The sequence below is a fragment of the Pseudomonas sp. HMWF006 genome (genome assembly GCF_003061205.1).
GTDB lineage: Bacteria > Pseudomonadota > Gammaproteobacteria > Pseudomonadales > Pseudomonadaceae > Aquipseudomonas > Aquipseudomonas monsensis.
This window is the reverse complement of record NZ_QAIU01000202.1, coordinates 6,462-8,845: the sequence shown is the minus strand read 5'-3', so window position 1 is coordinate 8,845 and position 2,384 is coordinate 6,462. Positions and strand designations below refer to the sequence as shown.

At 54.7% G+C, this 2,384-nt stretch carries 4 protein-coding genes and 1 pseudogene; 1 reads left to right on the top strand and 4 read right to left on the bottom strand.

Features of this window, described 5'->3' with window-relative positions:
- Both DBR24_RS07980 and DBR24_RS07975 read right to left on the bottom strand, forming a co-directional pair.
- Positions 1-88: pseudogene (locus tag DBR24_RS07980) on the bottom strand (PaaI family thioesterase); the annotation flags it as partial.
- Positions 85-561, bottom strand: coding sequence for a PaaI family thioesterase (locus tag DBR24_RS07975; protein ID WP_128614443.1), 477 nt, complete (start codon positions 559-561; stop codon positions 85-87). The gene DBR24_RS07975 and the pseudogene DBR24_RS07980, both read right to left, overlap by 4 nt.
- A gap of 158 nt (positions 562-719) precedes the next feature.
- Between DBR24_RS07975 and DBR24_RS07970 the strand changes: the two genes are divergently transcribed.
- On the top strand, positions 720-956 hold the full coding sequence (locus DBR24_RS07970) for a hypothetical protein (RefSeq protein ID WP_123465870.1): 237 nt from the start codon (positions 720-722) through the stop codon (positions 954-956).
- 75 nt (positions 957-1,031) lie between these two features.
- On the opposite strand, the gene DBR24_RS07965 is transcribed toward DBR24_RS07970, so the two are convergent.
- Together DBR24_RS07965 and DBR24_RS07960 are read right to left on the bottom strand one after the other, a co-directional pair.
- A complete protein-coding gene (locus DBR24_RS07965) occupies positions 1,032-1,433 on the bottom strand; it encodes an MAPEG family protein (protein WP_128614442.1) in 402 nt (133 codons plus the stop codon).
- Positions 1,433-2,170 (bottom strand): DUF599 domain-containing protein, encoded by a 738-nt coding sequence (locus DBR24_RS07960; RefSeq protein ID WP_123465868.1) that lies wholly within the window; start codon positions 2,168-2,170, stop codon positions 1,433-1,435. Before DBR24_RS07960 ends, DBR24_RS07965 begins: the two co-directional genes overlap by 1 nt.
- Positions 2,171-2,384: the final 214 nt, after the last annotated feature.

The following is a 2,384-nucleotide window of genomic DNA, read 5'->3' as shown; positions in this document are numbered from 1 at the left end:
GGCCGGCATATGGAATCAGCTTCAGTAACGGTGCGTAATCACCCTGAGCGTGAGCGGCTTGCAACTGTTGTTTCAGGTCATCACTCACTGCCCCTCTCCTTTTATTTTGCCGCCAAAGCCTTGAGCGCCCTTGATGCCCTTGCCCATGCGCATAAACGTGCCGACCACGTGGGCAATGGGTGTGTCGGGATCGTCCTGATAGGCAAAACCGCGAGCGAAGATCACATCGGTGGTCACCCGATAGCATTGGGCGAAACCGTAGACATCCTTGTGCGGTTCAGCGGCGTGCATGTAGTCGATACGCAGATCGAGGGTCGGGCAGACTTCAAACTCCGGCAGTACGCACAACGTTGACATGCCACAAGCCGTGTCCATCAACGAGGTAATAGCGCCGCCATGAATCACTCCGGTCTGTGGATTGCCGACGATTTGCTGGCTGTACGGCAGGATAACGGTGAGCCCTTCGCTGGAGGCGCTGTGCACCTTCAAGCCTAGGACCTGACAGTGGCGCAAGGCGGAAAGAAATCGTGTCGCGCGCTCAAAAACGGGGTTTTCGGTCATTGGATAATTACCCTCGCTGGAGCCTTTTGCCAGTAGTAGGAAACAGCGCAAAAGTTCCGCTGCAAAACAAACTTATATATCTGAAAGAAATGAGGAACTTAACCCTCACGACCGAGTTCTTAAGGCCAGTAGTTATTTTCCATAAGGAGAAACACCCCATGCGTAAGACTTTAGCTATTGCCTTGATGTTGACCGCTTCCCTCGGTCTCGCTGCCTGCGATAAAAAATCCGAGGACAAAGCTCAAGATGCCAACCAACATGCTGAACAAGCTCAGCAAGACATGAACAAAGCTCAGGATAAAGTGAACGACGCAGCAAAAGAAAACGCCGAAGCTGCCAAAGCTCAGGCTGAATCGAATCAGGCTGCACAAGACGAAGCTGCCAAGAAGCAATAACTGCGACTTGATGCAGAAAAAGAAAACCCGCCAAGTGCGGGTTTTCTTTTGCCTGTGATTTAGCGGTCATCCGCGTTAGAGCAAAACAGTTCTAAAAGTCGGACTAATCATCAGCAACAAAGAGCAAATGAGGCCGACCAGCCACGTCAGACTGCGCAGGGACGGTTTATCAGCCAGGTACAACCAGATGTAGAGAATCCGCGCGATGACAAAGATGATCGCCAGGGCATCAATCAACCATCCCTGGGTTTGCGTGGTGTGCGCCATCAGCACGCCGACGGCAAACAGGATGAACGCTTCGATGCTGTTCTGATGCGCCGCCAGTGCCCGCGCACCGTAACCGGTAAGTTGCGCCTGTTGCTGGCGCGGCAGGTGATTGTTGTAACCACCCTGCTCTTTCATGGCTTTGCCGACCGGCATGCGGGCGATGTAAATCAACAAGGCACTGATAAACACGCACCAGAACGGAATACTCATCAAGCAGCCTCTTTAGTCGCTTCGGGCAACGGCGCCTCAGTAGGGGTATAGACCATCACGTCGAGAACGTCGGAATGAAATTCGCGACGATACAAAACCAGCACGACGCCGGCACTCATCAACATGAACAGCCACGGGCTGACAAACCACGCCAGCATGCTCATGCCGAAATAGTAAGAACGCAGGCCGAAGTTGAACTGGTTGGCCGCCATCGAAATAACTCGCGCCGCCCGTAATGCGAACGCCTTGCGCTCCTGCTCGGACACCTGACGCTCGCCGATCATCGGTGCCGAACCCACCAGTACAGCGGCAAAGTTGTATTGGCGCATGCACCAGCTGAACGTAAAGAAGGCATAGACGAACACCAGCGCCAGGCACAACAACTTGATCTCCGACATGCCTTGAGAGGCTTGCTGCACCATCGGAATATCCGCCAGCAAGGACACCGCCCGCTCCGACGCGCCCAGCACGGTCAGAATGCCGGCCAGGATGATCAGGGTGCTGGAGGCGAAGAACGAGGCGTTTCGCTCCAGATTGCCGATCACGCTGGCATCGGCAATGCGGTTGTCACGTAGCAACATGCGGCGCATCCAGTCTTCGCGGTACAGGTGCAGTACGCTGGCCAGGCACGCGGTGTCGCGGGCCTTCCAGCTGGCATAGCGGGTGTAACCGCCCCAGCAGGTGACAAACCAGAGCGCGGCGAGCAGGTGGATCAGGTTGGCTTGGATGAACGACATGCAATTCCCTGTGGAGTGTGAACACGGTACCTGTAGCAGTGAGCCTGCTGGCGATAGCGGTTTGTCAGCCAACTTCAATGGTGACTGACACAGCGTGATCGCAAGCAGGCTCACTCCTACGTTAATTCTGTGCAGTGCTTCGACGTTAGCTCAGGGAAAAAGACACTGCCTCACGCACATAAAAAATGCCCCGTATCGTTTGATACGAGGCATT